General features: G+C 36.5%; 2 protein-coding genes. Both read right to left on the bottom strand.

Features of this window, described 5'->3' with window-relative positions; translation table 11 throughout:
• A partial coding sequence (locus NZ519_13870) for an AAA family ATPase (protein MCS7029841.1) occupies positions 1-476 on the bottom strand: 476 nt, incomplete at its 3' end.
• Between the two features lie 35 nt (positions 477-511).
• Positions 512-1,568, bottom strand: a 1,057-nt coding sequence (locus tag NZ519_13865; GenBank protein MCS7029840.1) for an ATP-binding protein, incomplete at its 5' end; no start/stop codon positions are given.

Raw genomic sequence — 1,568 nt, 5'->3', positions numbered from 1 at the left:
TCGTCTATCAATAAATAAATGGGAATTTTATCATCTATGTAAAAAGCAAAAAACTGGCTCAACATCTTTTCAGGACTATCGTGAGCATAAATCTGTTGTAATTCAGACTCGCTAAATTTGCCGTAGAGCTTTTGAAAAATCTGTATGGATTCCCTGACTTTACTCAAAAAACCTGAAAAACTGCTTTGTAAAGTAGTAGTATTGATTCCACTAAAATTAAAAAACAAAATCCGATAACCATTTGCCAGAGGTGTAGGATTTTGTCCAATGTAGTATTTACCGAAAAGTTTTTGGAAATCTGCTTTTCGATTGATGTCATAATAATGCTCCAACAACGACACAAACAAACTCTTGCCAAACCGACGAGGACGAAGATATACTACTCGTTTTTCTTTCTTCTTTTCCAAAAGCTCTATGTACGAAGTCTTATCTACATACACAAAATCTTCCCTGACAATCTCGGCAAAGTTACTCACGCCGTATGGAAAAAATACCTGCTGACTCATAGACTTTAGGTTATTTTAACTTCTTGTGCGAAAATTTTATCTTTCACCACCACCACTGCCCACAGATGTAACATCTCTTTGCCTTGAAGGCTTTCATCTTTCTGATAATACCCCAACACCTGATTTTTTGCCTCCTGCAAGGTCTCTGAAAGTAAATGTTCTTCTTCTTTTTTCAAGTATTTCAATTCTATCAAAAACTCGTGATGTTTGAAGGGATTATTGGGACGAACCAACAGACGCAAATCCATATACCCACCCCCCCTGATTTCTTGCTCACTGCGAACATCAAAAATATTTGATTGAACCAAATACGCCATTATCGCCATTTTCACCTGCTTTTCGTCAAAACGAATAAAATCGCGGTTAGATAAGTTCTGTAACAATTTTTCTATCAAAACAAAAAAATCACTTGTATTACCACTTAATGCCATTTCGGCTACTGCTTTTTGTACATCATTCGGAAAATATTGCAAATGTGCATATTGAGCCAATAATTCTGCATAAAACTGCCAATACAATTCCGCTATGACCTTATTAGGTATCTTGAAGGCTATTGTGCCATTAGGATAGGCTTGCTGAATAGTCAAATTGCCTAAATAGAACAGAAAATTGATGAACTCTTTCTCTCCAAACTCCTTTTCAAAACTAAATTGATAAATCTGCTCACTGACTACTGCCCCTTTTTCCAAGACTTCTTGCAAAACTTGCACATTCGCTTGCCAATTAGCCACTCGGAACATCGCTTTCAGTTTCCCATAATCAGGCATAATGTTGGGGTCAAGCATTTGCAAAGGATATTGCTGACTACGACTAAACTGGTCTAAAAAATATAACACCATATCCGAGTTGTAAATACTCTCCCTACTCAATGGGTAAAACTTGTAGCCATTGTAATAATCTTGTAGGTCTTGCAGGATTTTTCGCTTTTTGCGTCTATTTTTCAAAACTAAATTCAACAGATTTTCCACCTCTTTTGCTGAAAAACCTAGCATTCCCTCAAATTCTTGGTTATGAGTCAGATGTTTGACGATATTAAACCCACTCGTCAAGCTATCCAACGTA

The organism is Bacteroidia bacterium, from assembly GCA_025056095.1.
In the GTDB taxonomy this organism is placed as follows: domain Bacteria; phylum Bacteroidota; class Bacteroidia; order JANWVE01; family JANWVE01; genus JANWVE01.
Note: the sequence above shows the minus strand (reverse complement) of the source record. Positions and strands in the feature narration are given on the sequence as shown.